Genomic DNA, 18,238 nt, shown 5'->3' on the forward strand with positions numbered 1-18,238 from the left:
GGCGACCTGACCCGGTCGATCACGGTCGACGCCGAGGGCGAGCTGGCCGACCTGAAGGACAACATCAACTCGATGGTCAAGTCGCTGCGCGAGACCACGACCGCCAACGAGCAGCAGGACTGGCTCAAGTCCAACCTCGCCCGAATGTCCGGCCTCATGCAGGGCCACCGCGACCTGGCGGCCGTGGCCGAGCTGGTGATGAACGAGCTGGCCCCGCTGGTCAGCGCCCAGTACGGCGCCTTCTTCCTCGCCGAGGAGAACGAGCTCCAGCTCATCAGCGCCTACGGCTACCCGGCCGACCCCGGCAGGCCCACGAGGTTCCGGCTCGGCGAGGCGCTGGTCGGCCAGGCCGCCCGCAGCCGCAGGGTCATCGCCGTCGAGGAGGTGCCCTCCGGGGCCGTCCGGATCTCGACCGGTCTCGGCACGATCGAGCCCGCCTCGGTGGTCGTGCTGCCGATCGTGGTCGAGGAGCAGGTGCTCGGCGTGATCGAGCTGGCCTCGGTGCAGGCGTTCACGCCGGTCCACCGGGCCTTCCTCGATCAGCTCATGGAGACGATCGGGGTCAACCTCAACACGATCGTGGCCAACGCCCGCACCGACGAGCTGCTGGCCGAGTCGCAGCGGCTCGCGGGCGAGCTGCAGGCCCGGTCGGAGGAGCTCCAGCAGCAGCAGGAGGAGCTCCAGCGCTCCAACGCCGAGCTGGAGGAGAAGGCCACGCTGCTGGCCCGCCAGAACCAGGACATCGAGACCAAGAACCTGGAGATCGAGCAGGCCCGGCAGGAGCTGGAGGACCGCGCCCACCAGCTCACGCTGGCCTCGACGTACAAGAGCGAGTTCCTGGCGAACATGAGCCACGAGCTGCGCACCCCGCTCAACTCACTGCTCATCCTGGCCCAGCTCCTGGCCCAGAACCACACGCGCAACCTGACCCCCAAGCAGGTCGAGTACGCCGAGATCATCCACTCGGCCGGCTCCGACCTGCTCCAGCTCATCAACGACATCCTCGACCTGTCCAAGGTCGAGGCGGGCAAGATGGACATCAACCCCGAACGGGTGCCGCTGCGCCAGCTCCTCGACTACGTCGAGGCCACGTTCCGGCCGATGACCTCGCAGAAGAGCCTCGACTTCACGATCACGAACGCCCCCGGCATCCCCGTGGAGGTCATGACCGACGACTCGCGCCTGCGGCAGGTGCTGCGCAACCTGCTGTCGAACGCGGTCAAGTTCACCGAGACCGGCAGCGTCGAGCTGCGCATCGAACCGGCCGCCCAGGACGAGCTGCCCGCCTCGGTGCGCCAGCACGGCGCGGCCATCGCGCTGCGCGTCGTGGACACCGGCATCGGCATCGCGGCCCAGCAGCTCGAAGCCATCTTCGGCGCGTTCCAGCAGGCCGACGGCACCACCAGCCGCAAGTACGGCGGCACCGGCCTCGGCCTGTCCATCAGCCGCGAGATCGCCCACCTGCTCGGCGGCGCGATCGCGGCGCAGAGCACCCCGGGCCAGGGCAGCGTCTTCACCCTCTACCTGCCGATCGCCCGGCCGGACTTCGTCGGGCTCTCCCCGAAGAAGCTCCTGGCCGACCCCTCGATCCTCGTCGAGGCCGCTCCCGCCACCATGCCCGAGCCGAACGCGGCCGCCCCGGCCAGGTCGCACCAGCCGCAGCCGCGCCGCCTGCTGGTGATCGAGGAACGCCCGCAGGGACTGCTGTCGCACGTGGCCGAGAGCGTGGTGACGGAGCTGGCGCCGGGCAGTGACGAGACGATCGAGATCGTCACGGCCGCCGGGGCGCAGGAGGCCGCGGCCACCCTCGCCGCCGACCCCTGCCACTGCATCGTGCTCGACCTCGACCTGCCCGACCAGAGCGCCTACCGCCTGCTGGAGGCCATGGACGGCGACCAGGCCCTGAACTCGGTGCCGGTCCTGGCCTACAACAACTGGCGGGCCAGCTCCCAGCAGGCGGCGCCGTTGCAGGCCCGTGAGGGCGGGCAGCCGCTGGAGCTGCTGTCCAGCCTCGACGAGCTGCGCGAGCGCATCGCCCTGCACCTGACCGCCGACCAGCCCGGCGACGTGCTGCCGCTGATCAGGGCCGGGAACGTCAACCAGCTCGCCGGAGCCGAGATCGACACGTCGCTGACGGGCCGGACCGTGCTGATCGTCGACGACGACGCGCGCAACCTGTTCGCCCTGACCAGCATGCTGGAGGTGCACGGCATCGACGTGCTGCACGCCGAGGACGGCCGCAAGGGCATCGACACGCTCGTCGCCCACCCGCGGATCGACCTGGTGCTGATGGACGTGATGATGCCGGAGATGGACGGCTACACCGCCACCGCCCGCATCCGGACGATGCCGCAGTACGCCGACCTGCCCATCATCGCGGTCACGGCCAAGGCGATGCCCGGAGACCAGGAGAAGGCACTGGCCGCCGGCGCGAGCGACTACGTGACCAAGCCGGTCGAGGCCGACCATCTGGTCGAGCGCATCCGCCACTGGCTCGGCGCCTGACCCGTCCCCCCCGAGGAGCAACGCAGTGCACCACCTGCACGATCCGGCGGCCGCCGTACCGCCGGAGCGTATCGAGCCGCCCAATCTCGGCCGCCTGGCCGCGACGGTCGACCGCCTGCACAGCCAGATCCTGGAGGCCCAGCGGGCCGCCGAGGGCCGCGCCCTGGTCGAGGTGGCCAAGGGCGTGCTGGTCGAGCGCCTGCAGTGCAGCCTGTCCGCCGCCGCCAGGCAGCTCGCCACCCTGGCCGACCAGGCGGGGGTGACGCAGCTGGAACTGGCCGCCGACATCATCAACCAGGCCGCCCACGACCGCATCAGCGAGACCGCGCGCGACTTCCTGAGCTCGGCCTGCGCCGATGAGTCCGCGGAGGTGGCGGTGCGGCTGCGTACCGCCGAGAACGGGGCGCTGACCGCCACCGACGCGCAGGCCGTGGCGCAGTCGCTGCTGGAGCAGGCCCTGTCCGCGCTGGGCGCGACGACGGTCGCCATCTGGGAGGCCGGGCCGGACGCGTCGCTCACCCTGGCCGGCTACGCGGGGCTGGCCGACGAGGAGGCCCGGCGCTGGCGTTACGTGCCGCCGGGCGTGGCCACGCCGGCCCGCCGCGCGCTGCTGGCCCGCGGCACGGTGTGGCTGGACGACCTGACCGCCGTCGGCCTGCCCTCGATCGGGCAGCGCCAGACGTCCGGCGCGCGGGCGACCGCGCCGGCCGGGACGGGCGGCCGCATCCTGGGCGTGCTGGAGATCGGCTGGCCGCACGCCATGCCGCGGCCCGACCCGCGGGTCATCAAGCAGATCGAGGTGCTGGCCGACCTGTGCGCCCACACCTTCGAGACCGCCGACCAGGCCGCCCACGAGCCGCAGGTCCTGCCCGAGCTGATCGACCTGGCCGACGCGCTGCCCGACGCGGCCCTGGTGCTGCGCCCGCAACTGGGCACCGAGGGCCGGCTGACCGACTTCCGCATCGTGCACGCCAACCCCCGCTTCCTCGACCCGGCCGGACGGCCGCGCGGCGAGGTCGTCGGGAGCCTGTTCCTGGAGGCGTACCCGCTGGCCGCCGAGGAGGGCGCGCTGCTGGCCAGGATCGAGCACGTGCACGCCACGGGCGAGACGTTCAGGGCCGAGAAGATGGCGATCACGGCCCTGGTGGACCAGATCCCGTTGCACACCGTCGCCGGCATCGCGATCATCCGGCTCGGCGACGGCGTGCTGCTCATCTGGCGGCTGCAGGACCAGGACGCCCAGCTCGCCAACCTGCTCCAGCACGCCCAGCGCCTCGGGCGCATCGGCGGCTTCGAGGAGAACCTGCTCACCGGCGAGATCGTCTGGAGCGCCCAGCTCCACGACCTGTACGGGATGTCCGCCGACGAGCCGCCCATCCCGCTCGAACGCCTGGCCACGCACGCCCACCCCGATGACGCCGTGGCCATCGGCCGGTTCGTCCGGGCCGTGCTGCACCATCGCCGTCCGGCCTCCACCGCCTACCGGCTCCAGCGGTCCGACGGCACCGTACGGCACATCAGGGTCGTCGCCGAGCCCGTCTTCGACGACAGCGGCCTGCTGCTGGCCATCCGCGGCGCCTACCAGGACATCTCCTCCCAGCACTGGACAGAGGTGGCCCTGGCCGCCACCCGCGACCAGCTCGCCCACACCGAGCAGCAGGCCGCCGAGCGCAACCGGCTGGCCCTGCAGCTCCAGCAGGCGATCATGCCGCCGAGCCGGGAGCCGCTGGAGGCGTTCGACCTGCAGATCGCCGTGCGCTACCGTCCGGCCGAGAAGGAGCACCTGGTCGGCGGCGACTGGTACGACGCGGTCGTGCTGCCCACCAAGCAGATCCTGCTGTCGGTCGGCGACGTGGCCGGGCACGGCATCGAGGCGGCCACCGGCATGGTCGTGCTGCGCAACGCGCTGCGCGGCCTGGCCGCCACGGGCGCCGGGCCGGGCCAGCTCCTGACCTGGCTCAACCTGGTCGCCCACCACCTGACCGCGAACGTCACCGCCACCGCCATCTGCGCGCTGTTCGACCCCCGCACGCGCGTGCTGCGCTACGCCAGGGCCGGGCACCTGCCGCCCATCCTGGTCCGCGACGGTCAGGCCAGGGAGCTCGACATGACCAAGGGCCTGCTGCTCGGGGCGGTCGCCGAGGCCGACTACGAGGAGACGCACCTCCAGCTCGCCTCCGACGACATCCTGCTCATGTACACCGACGGCCTGATCGAACGGCGGGACGTCAACCTGCACGAGTCCCAGCAGCGGCTCCTGGACGTCGCCCGCCAGCCCGTGGCCACCCTGGAGCAACGCCTCGACCACCTCCTCACGCACAGCAACTCCGACACCGACGACGACACGTGCATCATCGGCGCCCGCCTCCAGTGACCGTCCTCATCGAGGCCGGGCCACGGGACACCGATCCCGCGAGTTTGCCGGGCCTCCGCCCGGTAAGCATCGAGAGCCGGGTGACCCGCCACGCCACACCCAGGCAGGACTGATCAGACCATGGCCATGGAACCGGAGCTACGCTGTCCCATCAGCACCGACCTCGACGGCATCCGCCGCCTCGTACGCGAGCACGCCGGCCGCGGCGGGCTGTCCGGTGAGCCCCTGGACAACTTCGTGCTGGCGGTCAACGAGGCGGTCACCAACGTCCTCGACCACGGCGGCGGCACCGGCACCGTGGTGGGCCTCGACGAGCCGGGCGGCGTCACCGTGGAGGTCGCGGACGACGCCGGCCTGCTCAGCGCCGCCCACCTGGCCGCGGCCGAACACGGCCGCGCGCACACGGCGGGGTTCGGCTTCGGCCTGTGGCTGATCCAGCACCTGTGCGACCAGGTCGAACTCGACCAGAGCCCGCAGGGCAGCCGGTTACGCCTGCACATGGACGTCCGGGCCGCGCACCTCGCGCAACCGGCCCTCCTCGTCCCGGACGAACAGCCGCCCGCACCCTTCGTCCCGCGCGACGCCGGCCCGTCGCGGACCGTCCTGCCGCCGGCCGAACCCGCCTAGCCTGACCCGGCCGGAATCCCCGGAACCCTAGGATGAGGCAGGTGAAATACATGCTGCTCATCTACAGCAACCCGGCCGCCCAGCAGGCCGTCGCCGACGGCTTCGACCAGGTCATGGCCGAGGTCGACGCGCTCATGGCGGAGCTGGAGGCCAACGGCGAGCTGGCCGGCGGCCAGGCGCTGGGCGACCCGGCCTCCTCCAAGACCGTGACGGTGCGCAACGGCGTGCCCGCCGTCACCGACGGCCCGTTCCTGGAGGCCAAGGAGTACCTGGCGGGTTATCTGATCGTCGACTGCGCGAGCGTCGAGCGGGCCACCGAGATCGCCGCGCGCTGGCCGGACGCTCGGCTGTGCGCCATGGAGGTGCGGCCGATCATCGACGAGGTGGCGGAGTGATCGAAGGGCTGCTGCGCGAGCTGGCGCCGCAGGTGCTCGGCGTGCTCGTGCGCCGTTACGAGCAGTTCGACGCCTGCGAGGACGCCGTCCAGGAAGCCCTGCTGGACGCCGCCGTGCAGTGGCCCGACCAAGGCGTGCCGGACAACCCGCGGGCCTGGCTGATCACGGTCGCCTCCCGGCGGGTCATCGACCATTTCCGCAGTGAGAGCGCGCGCCGGCGGCGGGAGGAGAGCGCGGCGGTCGCCGTCCCGGCCGACGAGTTCGTCGAGCCGGCGCCGGGCGAGGAGCGCACGCCGGCCGGCGACGACACGCTGACGCTGCTGTTCCTGTGCTGCCATCCGTCGCTGTCGGAGCCCTCGCAGCTCGCGCTCACGCTGCGGGCCGTGGGCGGCCTGACCACGGCCCAGATCGCGGCGGCGTTCCTGGTGCCGGAGGCGACGATGGCCCAGCGCATCAGCCGGGCCAAGCAGCGCATCAGGTCCACGGGGGTGGCGTTCGGGCCGCCGCCGGAGCAGGAGCGGGCCGAGCGGCTGCGCGTGGTGCTGCACGTGCTCTACCTGATCTTCAACGAGGGTTACACCGCCACCTCCGGGCCCGACCTGCAGCGGCCCGAGCTGACCGCCGAGGCGATCAGGCTGGCCCGGCTCGTCCGCCGGCTGCTGCCCGACGACGGCGAGGTCGCCGGGCTGCTGGCGCTCATGCTGCTGACCGAGGCGCGGCGGGCGGCGCGTACCGGGCCGGGCGGGTCGCTGGTCCCGCTCGCCGAGCAGGACCGCTCGCTGTGGGACCGGCGGCTCGTCGAGGAGGGCGTCGAGCTGGTCAGCAAGGCGCTGGCCACCAGCGTCCTCGGCCCGTACCAGTTGCAGGCGGCGATCGCGGCCGTGCACGACGAGGCGCCCACGTCCGCCGAGACCGACTGGCCGCAGATCCTGGCTCTCTACGGCGTGCTGGCCGGCCTGGAGGACAACCCGGTGGTCCGGCTCAACCAGGCCGTGGCCGCCGCCATGGTGCACGGCCCGCGGGCCGGGCTCGACCTGCTCGACGGCCTGGCCGCCGACGACCGGCTCTCGGGGCACCACCGGCTGGCCTCGGTACGCGCCCACCTGCTGGAGTTGGAGGGCGACACCGAGGGGGCGGCGCTGGCCTTCCGCGAGGCGGCCCGGCGTACGCTCAGCCTGCCTGAGCAGCGCTATCTGGAGGGCAAGGCCGCCCGGCTGGCTTGACAACGATTTTTTTCGGTGCGATCGTTCAGGCATGCACGAAGTGGCAGTGATCGAAGACGCGGCGGCCGCGGAGGCGTCGCTCGACCCGATGCGATCGAAGTTGCTGGCCGAGCTCGTCGAGCCGGGCTCTGCCACCTCCCTGGCCGCCAAGGTGGGCCTGGCCCGCCAGAAGGTCAACTACCACCTGCGCACCCTCGAACGCCACGGGCTGGTCGAGCTGGTCGAGGAGCGCAGGAAGGGCAACGTCACCGAGCGCGTGATGCAGGCCACGGCCGCCTCCTTCGTGATCTCCCCCACCGCGCTGGCCTCGGTGCAGCCCGATCCCGCCCGGTCTCCCGACCGGCTGTCGGCGCGCTGGCTGCTGGCCCTGGCGGCGCAGCTCGTCCGCGACGTCGGCACGCTGATCACCGGCGCGGCCAAGGCGCAGAAGAAGGTGGCCACGTTCGCCATCGACGGCGAGGTGCGCTTCGCCTCGGCCGCCGACCGGGCCGCGTTCGCCGAGGAGCTGGCGCAGTGCGTGACGTCGCTGGTCAGCAAATATCATGACGAATCCGCGGAAGGCGGGCGGGATCATCGGCTGATCGTCGCCGTGCACCCGTCCGTGAAGAAGGGCTCCTGAGGTGGGGCACGAGTTCGAGATCCCCCTCGACTCCCTGGTCGAGGCGACGCCCGAGCAGGTGTGGGAGGCCATCACCACCGGGCCCGGCATCGACTCGTGGTTCATGGGCCGCAACGAGGTCGAGGGCGGCGCCATCCGCACCGCGTTCGCCGGGGTCGAGCTGCCCGAGTCCAGGGTGACCGCCGAGGAGCCGCTCAAGCGCTTCGCCCATTCCGGCGTCCCCGGCCCCGACGGCCGGTTCGTGGCCTACGAGTTCCTGCTGGAGGCCCGCGGCCAGGGCAGCACCCTGGTCCGCATGGTCACCAGCGGCTTCCTGCCCGGCGACGACTGGGAGCAGGAGTACGAGGCGATGTCCACGGGCCTGGCCCTGTTCTTCGCGACGCTGACGGAGTACCTCGGCCACTTCGCCGGCCGGGCCGCGACCCCGTTCACCGAGTCGGGCCCGCCGGTGAGCGACTGGCCGCGCGCCTGGCGGTCCCTCCACGCCGCCCTCGGCGGCACCCCCGAGCCCGGCGACGCCGTCCGGATCACACCGCCCGGCCTGCCGCCGGTCGAGGGCGTGGTCTACTTCCGCAACGCCCAGTCCGTCGGCGTCCGCACGTCCGACGCCCTCTACCGGTTCGTCCAGGGCATGGGCGGCAGCATGCTCGCCATGCACCTGCTGTTCGGCGACCCCACGGGCCAGGCCGCGGCCTGGCGGCCCTGGCTGGAGGATGCGCACGCGGAACGGGCATGACTTCCGGATGAACCTGGTGGCACTGTCCGACACCCACGCGCCCGCCCGGTGGCGCTCCTGCCCGCCCCGGGTGGCCGAGCACCTGCGTACGGCCGACGTCATCCTGCACGCGGGCGACGTCTGCGTCCGCGCGGTGCTCGACGAGCTGGCCGCCTACGCCCCGGTGCACGTGGTGAAGGGCAACAACGACGGCCCCGACGTGGTGGCGCCGGAGACGCTGGAGCTGACCCTGGAGGGCCTGCGGATCGGGATGATCCACGACAGCGGACCCGCCAAGGGCCGCCTGGCCCGCCTGCGCCGCCGCTTCCCCGAGGCCGCCCTGGTGGTCTTCGGCCATTCGCACATCCCGCTCGACGAGTCGGGCGACGGCCTGCGCATCTTCAACCCGGGCTCCCCCACCGACCGCCGCCGCCAGCCACACGGCACCCTCGGCCTGCTGACCGTCCAGGACGGCGTGCTGACCCGCGCGGAGATCGTCCCGGTCAGCTGAGCGACTCGACGGTGACGGGGACGCCGTTGAGCGCCGCCGTGCCGGTGAGCTCGTCCAGGCGGGCGGGGTCGGTGAGGTCGTTGGCGCTGGCGCCGCCGAGCGTGGAGGCGACCGACAGCAGCACGCCCGGCCGGTCGTGGCCGTAGCCGTGGGGCAGGCTGACGACGCCGGGCATGACGTCCTCGCTCGCGCCGACCTCGACCGTCACCTCGCCGCTGCGGGAGCGCACCCGGACCGGCGCGCCGTCGGTGAGGCCGCGGGCGCGCAGGTCGTCGGGGTGCATGAGCAGGTGGTGACGAGGTCGGCCCTTGGCCAGCCTGGCGGAGTTGTGCAGCCAGGAGTTGTCGTCACGCAGGTGACGGCGGCCGATCAGCAGCAGCCCGGCGGAGGCGGGGGCCAGGAGTTCGGCGCGGGCGCGGGCGAGGCCGTCGAGCAGGACGGGCGGCGCTGCCTGGACGCGGCGGCCCGGCGTGCGCAGCCGGCCCGGCAGGCTGGGCCTGAGCGGGCCCAGGTCCAGCCCGTGCGGGTGGCGGCGCAGCCGCGCCACGCTCAGCCGGTACGGCCCCGCCCGCAGCCCGAGGTCCACGATCCGCTCCGGAGAGAGCCGCAGCATGAACCGGTCGGCCGGTGAGCCGGCGCGGACCAGGCGGCGGTAGCGGCGGGCCAGCTCGCGCAGGATCTCCCAGTCGTGCCGGGCACCGGGCGTCCTGGGCAGCACGGCCGGGGTGTAGCGGGCGTGGTCGCGGACCGCGACCAGGTTGAAGACGAGGTCGTAGTGGTCGCGTTCGAGCAGGTCGGTGGGCGGGAGGATGACGTCGGCGTGCCGGGTGGTCTCGTTGACGTAGAAGTCGAGGCTGACCATGAAGTCCAGCCCGGCCAGGGCGCGCGACAGCTCGTGCCCGCCGGGGGCCGAGCGCACCGGGTTCCCGGCGATGGTCACCAGCGTCCGCACCTGCCCTTCGCCGGGCGTGCCGATCTCCTCGGCGAGCGCCGCGGCGGGCAGCTCACCGCCGAACTCCGGCAGGCCGCGCACCCGACTGCGCCACCTGCCCTCGTGGCCGGGGTCGATCAGACGGTTGCGCACCGGGTCGACGGCCGGCCTGCACATCAGCGTGCCGCCGGGCCGGTCGAGGTTGCCGGTGACCAGGTTCAGCAGCTGGATCCCCCACTGGCACAGCGTGCCGAATCGCTGGGTGGACACGCCGATCCGGCCGTAGGCGGCGGCGCTGGGGGCGGCGGCGAACTCGGCCGCGATCCGGGTGATCACCTCGGCCGGTACGCCGGTCACCGCCGCGGCCCGCTCCGGCGTGAACGCCGCCAGCGCCGGCGCCAGCCGGTCGAGCCCGTCCACGTAGGGCGCGGGACGGGCCGCGCCCCCGTCGATGATCAGGGCGACCATGGCCAGGATGAGCGCGGCGTCGGTGCCGGGACGGACGAAGTGGTGCTCGTCGGCCAGCCGGGCGGTCTCCGTGCGGCGCGGGTCGAACAGCACCATCCGGCCGCCGCGGGCGCGCAGGTCGCGGATGCGCCGGACGATGCCGGGCGCGCTCATCACGCTGCCGTTGGAGACGGCCGGGTTGGCGCCGAAGGTCAGGAAGTAGGCGGTGCGGTCGATGTCGGGCACGGGGAGCAGCCATTGGCTGCCGTACAGGTGGCGGGCGACGTACTGGTGCGGGAGCTGGTCGAGGGAGGCGGCGGAGTAGCGGTTGCGGGTGCCCAGCAGGCGGGCGAACGGCGGCGCGTGCGTCAGCGCGCCCAGGCTGTGGACCACCGGGTTGCCCAGGTAGACGGCCACGGCGTCGGCGCCGTGCACGAGACGGGTCCCGGCCAGCCGGGCGGCGACCAGGTCGAACGCGTCCGGCCAGGGGATCTCGCGCCAGCCGCCGGAGGTGCGGACCACGGGACGGCGCAGCCGGTCGGGGTCCTCGCGCACGTCCTGCAGAGCCACCGCCTTCGGGCACAGGTGGCCTGCCGACAGCGGGTCGTCCTCGTCGCCGCGGATGCCGGTGATCCGGTCGCCGTCGAGGTCGACGCGGAGGCCGCACATGGCCTCGCACAGGTTGCAGGTAGCGAGCCGGGTCACCATGTGACCAGGCTATGAGCGGACGCGCCCGTCCCCGAGCCGCCACCCCGGGCGGCCGTCCGCCCGGTCTCAGCGCCAGCCTGACGGGCGGCTGACGGCGCCGCCCGCCATCGGGGGCAGGGGGCGGTCGCGCAGCCACGCCGTCAGCAGCGCGGCCGCCGGGACGTGCCGCTCGGCGTGGGCGGCGAACTCCTCGGTGGTGACGCTGCCGTGCCGGCGGCTGTCGGCCCAGGAGCGCAGGAGGGCGAAGAACGCCTGGTCACCGGCGGCCCGGCGCAGGGCGTGCAGGGTCAGCGCGCCGCGCTTGTAGACGCGGTCGTCGAACAGCGCGGCCGGGCCCGGGTCGGCCAGCGCGAAGTCCTGCGGCAGCGCGGCGAGCCTGCGGTGCCAGCGCAGCGCGTGCTCGTCGGCGGGCGGGCCGCCCGACCGCTCCGACCACAACCACTCCGCGTAGGTGGCGAAGCCCTCCTGGAGCCAGATGTCGGACCAGCGGGCCACGGTGAGGCTGTTGCCGAACCACTGGTGCGCCAGCTCGTGCGCGACCAGCCGCTCGCAACCGCGGGCGCCGTCGACGTGGTTCCTGCCGAAGATCGACATGCCCTGCGCCTCGACCGGGATGTCCAGGTCGTCGTCGGCCACGACGACGGTGTAGCCGCTGAACGGGTAGGGCCCGAACAGCTCGCCGAACAGCGCCATCATCTCGCCCTGCCGGCCGAAGTCGTGCCGGACGCGGGCGGCCAGCCGCGCGGGATGGGCCAGCCGCGTCCCGGCCGCCTCCGAGAGCTGGTAGCGCCCGATCTGCACACTGGCCAGGTACGTCGCCATCGGCTCGGCCTGCTCGTAGACCCACGTGGTGGTCCCGGCCGTCCGCTGCCTGGAGGTGAGCACGCCGTTCGCGATCACCTGGTACGCCGGCGACGTCGTCACCGCGATCCGGTAGGGCGCCTTGTCGTCCGGCCGGTCGTTGCACGGGAACCAGGAGGGCGCGCCGATCGGCTGGCCGGCCACGATCGCGCCGTCGGTCAGCTCCTCCCAGCCGAGCCCGCCCCACGGGCTGCGGACCGGCACGGGCGTGCCCGCGTACCGCACCTCGACGACGGCCCGGTCCCCGGCGGCCAGCGGCCTGGGCAGGCTGAGGCGCAGCTTGCCCTGGCCGTGGGTGTGGCGGGCGGCCCGGCCGTCGACGGCGACGCCCGAGACGCGGAAGTGGCCGAGGTCGAGGCCCAGGTCGCCGAGCGGCTCGACGGCCGAGACCGTCAGGCGGGCCGTGCCGTCGAGCCGGTTGGCCGCGACCCGGTAGTGCAGCGCCAGATCGTAGTGCTCGACCGCGTACCGGTGGTCGCCGTGCCCCGGGAAGTACGGCGTCATCGCCACGCCGAGACGGGGTTGCCGAACCACCGGCCGCCGCCGGGCAGCGCCTCGCCGCGCATGACCAGGGACGCCGGCCCGACCGTCGTGCCCGCGCCCACCCGCGCGGCCGGCAGGACGACGCCATGGGGGCCGAGCGTCGCGCCGGCCTCCAGCGTCACGGTGTCGATGCTCATGACCCGGTCGTGGAACAGGTGCGTCTGCAGCACGCACCCCCGGTTGACGCACGCGCCGTCGCCCAGTGTCACCAGATCCGCCTCCGGCAGCCAGTACGTCTCGCACGTGACCCCACGCCCGATGCGTGCCCCGAGGGAGCGCAGCCACACGTTCAGCGGGGCGGTCCCCAGCCACGGCTGGGCGAACCAGGGCGCCGCCAGCACCTCGACGAAGTTGTCCGCCAGCTCGTTGCGCCACACGAACGAGCTCCACAGCGGCCTGTTCCCGGCCGAGATGCGACCGACCAGCGCCCATTTGGCGGCCGTCGCCACGGCCGCGGCGAGCACCCCGGCGGCCAGCACGACCAGGCCGCCCAGCGCGGCGGCGACGGCGAACCCGTACCCGGCGGCGAGCCACTCGAAGGCCGCCACGGCCAGGACGGCCAGCGCGACCACGCCCATCGCGGGCACCACCCGGCACAACTCGACCAGCGCCCGCGCCGCCCTGAACCGCGCGGGCGGGTCGTAGGTCCTGCTGCGGTCGGCCTCCTCGGCGGTCCTGCGCAGCTTCATGGGCGGCATGCCCACGTACGAGGAGCCCGACTTGGCCTTCTTGGGCGTCGCCGACAGCACGCCGACCAGGCCGTCCTTGGGCACCTTGCGGCCGGGGGCGGTCATCCCCGAGTTGCCGAGGAAGGCGCGCTTGCCGATCCGCGCCGAGGCCAGGCGCATCCAGCCGCCGTCCAGCTCGTACGGGGCCACCATGGTGTCGTCGGCCAGGAACGCGTCGTCGCCGACGGAGGTCATCGTGGGCAGCGCGAGCACCGTGGACAGCTCGGCGCCGCGGCCCACCTTCATGCCGAGCGCCCGCAGCCACACGGGCGTCAGGACGCTGGCGTACAGCGGGAACAGCCACACCCGGGCCGAGGCCATCAGCCTGCCGGTGACCCACGCCTGCCAGGCCGGGCGGCTGTGCACCGGGTGGTGGCCCGGGTGCAGCCCGAGGCCGAGCAGCCGTACGCCGGCCAGCGTGACCAGGGCGAAGGCGGCCATCCCGGCGAGCGTGGCCAGGGGCACGGCGGGCAGGGCGGCGGCCAGCGCGCCGCCGAGCGTGGGCTCGTCCCCGGCGAAGGCGGCCAGGACCGCGAGCGCGGCGCCGGCGGCGGCCACCGGGAGCAGGCTGAGCACGATCGCGCTCACCCCGTACAGCGCGACCCACGGGCGGGAGCGGGCGGCGCGCCCGGCCGGGCGGGAGCGGCGCGGCTTGCCCTGGCGGAAGGCCGGAACGCCGGCCCAGCGCTCGCCGGAGGGAACCGTCCCGGCGACCGCGGAACCGGGGGCGACCTGCGAGTTCTTGCCGACGCGCGCGCCGGGCAGCAGGGTCGAGCGGGAGCCGACCGTGGCGCCCGCGCCGATGCGGATCTCGCCGACGTGCAGTTGGTCGCCGTCGTACCAGTGGCCGGCGAGGTCGACCTCCTGCTCGACGGAGGCGCCTCTGCCCAGCTTGAGCAGGCCGGTGATGGGCGGAGGCGAGTGCAGGTCGGCGTCCGGGCCGACGGTGGCGCCGAGAAGCCGGGCGTACCAGGCCATCCACGGCGCACCGGCCAGGTCGGGGACGCCGAGCCGTTCGGCGAACCGCTCGGCGAACCACAGCCGCAGGTGCACGCCGCCGCCGCGCGGGTGGGCGCCGGGGCGGACGCCGCGCAGCAGCAGCCGGGCCACCGCCGCCGACAGACCCATGCGTCCCATGGGGGTGACGAACGCCAGCGCGCCCAGCGTCACCCACCACCACGACAACGCCGGCGCCCACGGCGGGGCGAGCAGGTTGCCCAGGGCGGCCAGCGGCACGACCCAGCGCAGCGCGCCCACGGTGAGCAGCGGGATCATCAGCGCGGTCTGCGCCAGCGAGGCGCGCACGGGCATGGGGGCGGCCGCCTCGGCGTGCGCGGGGGCCCGCGTCCCGCCTCTGGAGGCCAGCAGCTCCGCCAGTCCGGCCAGGGTCGGGTGCGCGTAGACGTCGCCGACCGCCACGTCGGGGTGCGTGGCCCGCAGGGTGGAGACCAGGCGGGCGGCGGCCAGGCTGGTGCCGCCGTCGGCGAAGAAGTCCGATCCCGGCCCTTGCGGACGCACGCCGAGGACCTCGGTCCACTGCTCGGCCAGCAGCGCCTCGGCCGGGCTCAGGCCCGCGTCCGTCTGTGCCGGGCCGTCCAGCGGCCACGGGAGCGCGTCCCGGTCGATCTTGCCGGAGGTCCTGGTGGGCAGGGCGTCCACGGGGGCCAGGCGGGGCACGAGCGCGGCGGGCAGCGAGCCGGCCAGCAGTTCGCGAGCCTGTCCGGCGTCGAAGCCGGGCCCGGTCACGACGTAGCCGACGAGCACCTGGTGGCCGCCGCCCGCGGTCCGGACGGCCGCGGCCGCGCCGGTGACGCCGGGCAGCGCGTTCAGGGCGGCGTCCACCTCGCCGAGCTCGATCCGGCGTCCGCCCAGTTTCACCTGGTCGTCGGCGCGGCCGGCGAAGACGAGGCCCTCGGGCTCGGCGCGGACGAGGTCGCCGCTGCGGTAGGCGCGCTCCCAGCCGAGGGACGGCAGGGGCGCGTACTTCTCGGCGTCCTTGGCCGGGTCGAGGTAGCGGGCCAGGCCGACGCCGCCGATGATCAGCTCGCCGGTCTCGCCCATGGCGACCGGCTCGCCCGCGCCGTCCACCACGGCCAGGTCCCAGCCGTCCAGGGGCAGCCCGATGCGTACGGGCCCCTCCCCCGTCAGCCGGGCCGCCGAGGCCACCACGGTCGCCTCGGTGGGCCCGTACGTGTTCCACACCTCGCGACCGGGCACGGCCAGCCGTTCGGCGAGCTCGGGCGGGCACGCCTCGCCGCCGAAGATGAGCAGGCGGATGCCGTCGAGGTGCGCGGCGGGCCAGAGCGCGGCCAGCGTCGGCACGGTGGAGACGGCGGTGACGCCCTGCTCGGCGAGCCAGGGGGCCAGGTCCATGCCGGTGCGCACCAGCGCCCTGGGGGCGGGCACCAGGCAGGCGCCGTGCCGCCAGGCCAGCCACATCTCCTCGCAGGAGGCGTCGAAGGCCACCGACAGCCCGGCCAGCACCCGGTCACCGGGGCCGAGCGGGCGGTCCTGGAGGAAGAGGCCGGCTTCGGCGTCGGCGAACGCGGCGGCCGAGCGGTGCGTCACCGCCACGCCCTTGGGCCTGCCGGTGGAGCCGGAGGTGAAGATGATCCAAGCGTCGTCGTCCGGGGTGGGCCGCTCGGTGGCGGCCGCCTGCCCGGCCCGCGTGGCCGGGCCGCCGTCGAGCACGGCGTCCACGGCGGCCTCGGCGAAGACGAGTTCGGCGCGTTCGTCCGGATCGTCGGCGTCCACGGGGACGTACGCGGCGCCGGCCGCCAGCACGGCGAGGATGGAGACGTACAGCTCGGCGGTGCCGGAGGCGATGCGCACGCCGACCCGGGAACCGCGCCCGACACCGGCCGCGGCGAGGTCGGCGGCGACCCGGTCGACCTCGGCGCGCAGCGACCGGTAGTCCAGGCACACGGCGCCGTCGTCCAGCGCGGGCGCCTCGGGGTGGCGGCGGGTGGTCTCGTCGAGGATGTCGATCAGTGTGCGGGGCGGCGAGGCCAGCATGCCCGCGGGGTAGACCGCCGACGCGGTCCTGGGTCTTAAGTCTGCCGAGTCGGTGCGCAAACGCTGCTCCTTCGGTCGGGCGGTCGGCCCCGGCCCATCCATGCCGCGGCCTGCCACTGTCGTGGCGTTCGCGCCACCTCCGTTCGCAACGGTCGTGGATTCGCCAACTATTCCACGATGTGACGGAGATCGCCGCACCTGGCGGGCACGGGTCGGGGCGGGCGGGCCGGGGCGGCGGCTCAGTGGAGCCAGGCGTCGACAGCGGCCAGCAGGTCCGTCTTGAGCGCGTCGGGGGCGAAGGAGGCCCTGATCGAGGCGCGGGCCAGCTCGGCCAGGACGTCGTCGCCGTACCCGAAGACCTCGCGCAGCCGCTGGTACTCGCCGGCCAGGGCCGTCTCGCCGTCGGTGTTGACCGTGACCGCGAGCCCCGCCGCGCGCAAACGCGGCAACGGGTGCTCGGCCAGCGACGGCACGAGCCCGAGCAGCACGTTCGACGTGGGACAGACCTCCAGCGGGACGCCGCGCTCGCGCACCTCGGCCACCAGCTCCGGGTCGTCCAGCACTCGGATGCCGTGGCCGAGCCGCTCGGTGCGGCCGAGGTCCAGCGCCTCGCGGATGCTCGCCGGCCCGGCCGCCTCGCCCGCGTGGTGCACCAGGTGCAGGCCCGCGTCCCCGGCCGCGGCGAACACCTCGGCGAACGGCGCGAGCGGGTACGCCTCGTCGCCCGCGAGCCCGAGTCCGATCACCTCGTCGTAGCGGGTGGCCAGCTCGTACGTCCGCCACAGCCGTTCCAGGGGCCGCCGCCTGGAGTGGTCCAGCAGCACCCTGGACTCGATGCCGTACCGTCTGCCCTCGGCCAGGCCGTCGAGCACCGCCTCCAGCGGCATCTCCGGCGCGCCCAGCCGCTCCCCGTGAGAGGCAGCGGTGAAGGTGACCTCGACGTAGCGGGTGCCCTGGGCGGCCTCGTCCTCGCAGAACTCCAGGGCGACGCGGCGGAAGTGCTCGGGGGTGCGCAGCAGGTCACGCACCTTGGCCCGTTGGTCGGCGAACTCACGGAAGCTCGTGAAGCTGCCCTCGGGCTCGGGCGGGCCGCCCAGCTCGCGCACGGTGCCGGGCCGTACGGTGCTCTCCAGGTGGACGTGCAGGTGTGCCTTGGGCAGCAGGTGGAGGTCTCTCACTCTCCGGGAGGTTATCGCCGGGTGATGCGGATTTTCGACTGTTTATGCGGGCCCTGCTCCCAGTCGTCCATGAACGTCGCCTTGAGTCCGTATTGGCGGGCCAGCTCGACCAGGGTCTCGGTGCGGTAGTAGAAGTCCTCGCGCAGGACGTGGTGCTCCTGCCCCTCGGTCCTGTCGAAGGTGAAGTCGAACCAGCCGTCCGGTTTCATGATCCGGCCCACGTGGGCGAAGCACTCCTCGATGACCTCGATCGGCGAGTGCGAGAAGACGCTGTGGGCGTGCACGACGTCGAAGTACTCGTCCGGCAGGAACGCGAACCGCAGGTCCCGCACCGGCGCCAGGTACGGCAGCTTCTCCTGCAGGGCGTGCTTGTCGATCGTGTCCTGGGCGGCCAGCAGGATGTCGGGCGAGATGTCGATGCCGTAGTAGTTGCCGGTGAACAGGTAGCCGATGAACAGACGGCCGGCGCGCAGGTTCCCGCAGCCGATCTCCAGCATCCGGCAGTCGGGCTTGAGCCCGTGTTCCACCAGGTAGTCGAACTGCATGCGTCCCACGGCGAGCCAGCGCCGGTGCTTGTGCGAGCCCACGGCGCCCTCGGGGTCACGGGCCGTGTCGGACCTCATGACGGCGCGGTAGTAGGTGACGTGGTCGTGGGTGCGGAGCCTGAACCAGGTGTCGCGGGCCAGCCGGCGCAGGTGCGGGGCGATCCTGTGGGGGTGCCGGAACGCGTAGGCGGCCTGGTGGACGAGGCTCGTACGGGAGCGTTTCACGTTGGGCAGAGTAGGTCGGGCTCATCGGGCCCGCTCAGGGCTCGGCACACTGATGAGCCACCGTTTACCCCCTCTTTCCCGCCCCCTG

Annotated in this window: 13 protein-coding genes; 8 read left to right on the forward strand and 5 right to left on the reverse strand. The window is 73.8% G+C overall.

Annotated elements, in window-relative coordinates; all coding sequences use genetic code 11:
- From ACWCSU_RS35815 to ACWCSU_RS35850, 8 genes are all read left to right on the forward strand, one after another.
- On the forward strand, window positions 1-2,505 hold a 2,505-nt coding region (locus ACWCSU_RS35815), incomplete at its 5' end, for a response regulator (RefSeq protein WP_449941045.1).
- Window positions 2,506-2,530: 25 nt separating this feature from the next.
- On the forward strand, window positions 2,531-4,879 hold the full coding sequence (locus ACWCSU_RS35820; protein WP_449941047.1) for a SpoIIE family protein phosphatase: 2,349 nt from the start codon (window positions 2,531-2,533) through the stop codon (window positions 4,877-4,879).
- A gap of 126 nt (window positions 4,880-5,005) precedes the next feature.
- The gene (locus tag ACWCSU_RS35825; protein WP_449941048.1) at window positions 5,006-5,506 is read left to right on the forward strand and encodes an ATP-binding protein; all 501 of its coding nucleotides are present in this window, start codon (window positions 5,006-5,008) and stop codon (window positions 5,504-5,506) included.
- Between the two features lie 50 nt (window positions 5,507-5,556).
- Complete coding sequence (locus tag ACWCSU_RS35830) at window positions 5,557-5,901, forward strand: YciI family protein (RefSeq protein ID WP_357710289.1); 345 nt, start codon at window positions 5,557-5,559, stop codon at window positions 5,899-5,901.
- The gene (locus ACWCSU_RS35835; RefSeq protein WP_449941050.1) at window positions 5,898-7,124 is read left to right on the forward strand and encodes an RNA polymerase sigma factor; all 1,227 of its coding nucleotides are present in this window, start codon (window positions 5,898-5,900) and stop codon (window positions 7,122-7,124) included. Before ACWCSU_RS35830 ends, ACWCSU_RS35835 begins: the two co-directional genes overlap by 4 nt.
- A gap of 31 nt (window positions 7,125-7,155) precedes the next feature.
- Window positions 7,156-7,743, forward strand: a complete 588-nt coding sequence (locus ACWCSU_RS35840) for an ArsR/SmtB family transcription factor (RefSeq protein WP_357710225.1) — start codon at window positions 7,156-7,158, stop codon at window positions 7,741-7,743.
- Between the two features lies 1 nt (window position 7,744).
- Complete coding sequence (locus ACWCSU_RS35845) at window positions 7,745-8,479, forward strand: SRPBCC family protein (protein WP_449941053.1); 735 nt, start codon at window positions 7,745-7,747, stop codon at window positions 8,477-8,479.
- 7 nt (window positions 8,480-8,486) lie between these two features.
- Entirely contained in the window at window positions 8,487-8,969 is a 483-nt protein-coding gene (locus tag ACWCSU_RS35850) for a metallophosphoesterase family protein (protein ID WP_449941055.1), read from the forward strand.
- Here ACWCSU_RS35850 and ACWCSU_RS35855 read toward each other — a convergent pair.
- The 5 genes from ACWCSU_RS35855 to ACWCSU_RS35875 form a co-directional block, all read right to left on the reverse strand.
- The gene (locus ACWCSU_RS35855; RefSeq protein WP_449941057.1) at window positions 8,962-11,055 is read right to left on the reverse strand and encodes a molybdopterin-dependent oxidoreductase; all 2,094 of its coding nucleotides are present in this window, start codon (window positions 11,053-11,055) and stop codon (window positions 8,962-8,964) included. The genes ACWCSU_RS35850 and ACWCSU_RS35855 overlap by 8 nt on opposite strands.
- 66 nt (window positions 11,056-11,121) lie before the next feature.
- On the reverse strand, window positions 11,122-12,420 hold the full coding sequence (locus tag ACWCSU_RS35860) for a M1 family metallopeptidase (RefSeq protein ID WP_449941318.1): 1,299 nt from the start codon (window positions 12,418-12,420) through the stop codon (window positions 11,122-11,124).
- Complete coding sequence (locus ACWCSU_RS35865) at window positions 12,417-16,202, reverse strand: Pls/PosA family non-ribosomal peptide synthetase (RefSeq protein WP_449941059.1); 3,786 nt, start codon at window positions 16,200-16,202, stop codon at window positions 12,417-12,419. The genes ACWCSU_RS35860 and ACWCSU_RS35865 overlap by 4 nt, the downstream gene beginning before the upstream one ends.
- Before the next feature lie 239 nt (window positions 16,203-16,441).
- Window positions 16,442-17,380 carry an adenosine deaminase gene (gene add, locus ACWCSU_RS35870; protein ID WP_449941060.1) on the reverse strand — a complete coding sequence of 313 codons (939 nt, stop codon included), beginning with the start codon at window positions 17,378-17,380 and terminating at the stop codon, window positions 16,442-16,444.
- Between the two features lie 11 nt (window positions 17,381-17,391).
- Window positions 17,392-18,150, reverse strand: a complete 759-nt coding sequence (locus ACWCSU_RS35875) for a class I SAM-dependent methyltransferase (protein ID WP_449941062.1) — start codon at window positions 18,148-18,150, stop codon at window positions 17,392-17,394.
- Between the last annotated feature and the right edge of the window lie 88 nt (window positions 18,151-18,238).

It is taken from the genome of Nonomuraea sp. NPDC001699 (genome assembly GCF_053596455.1).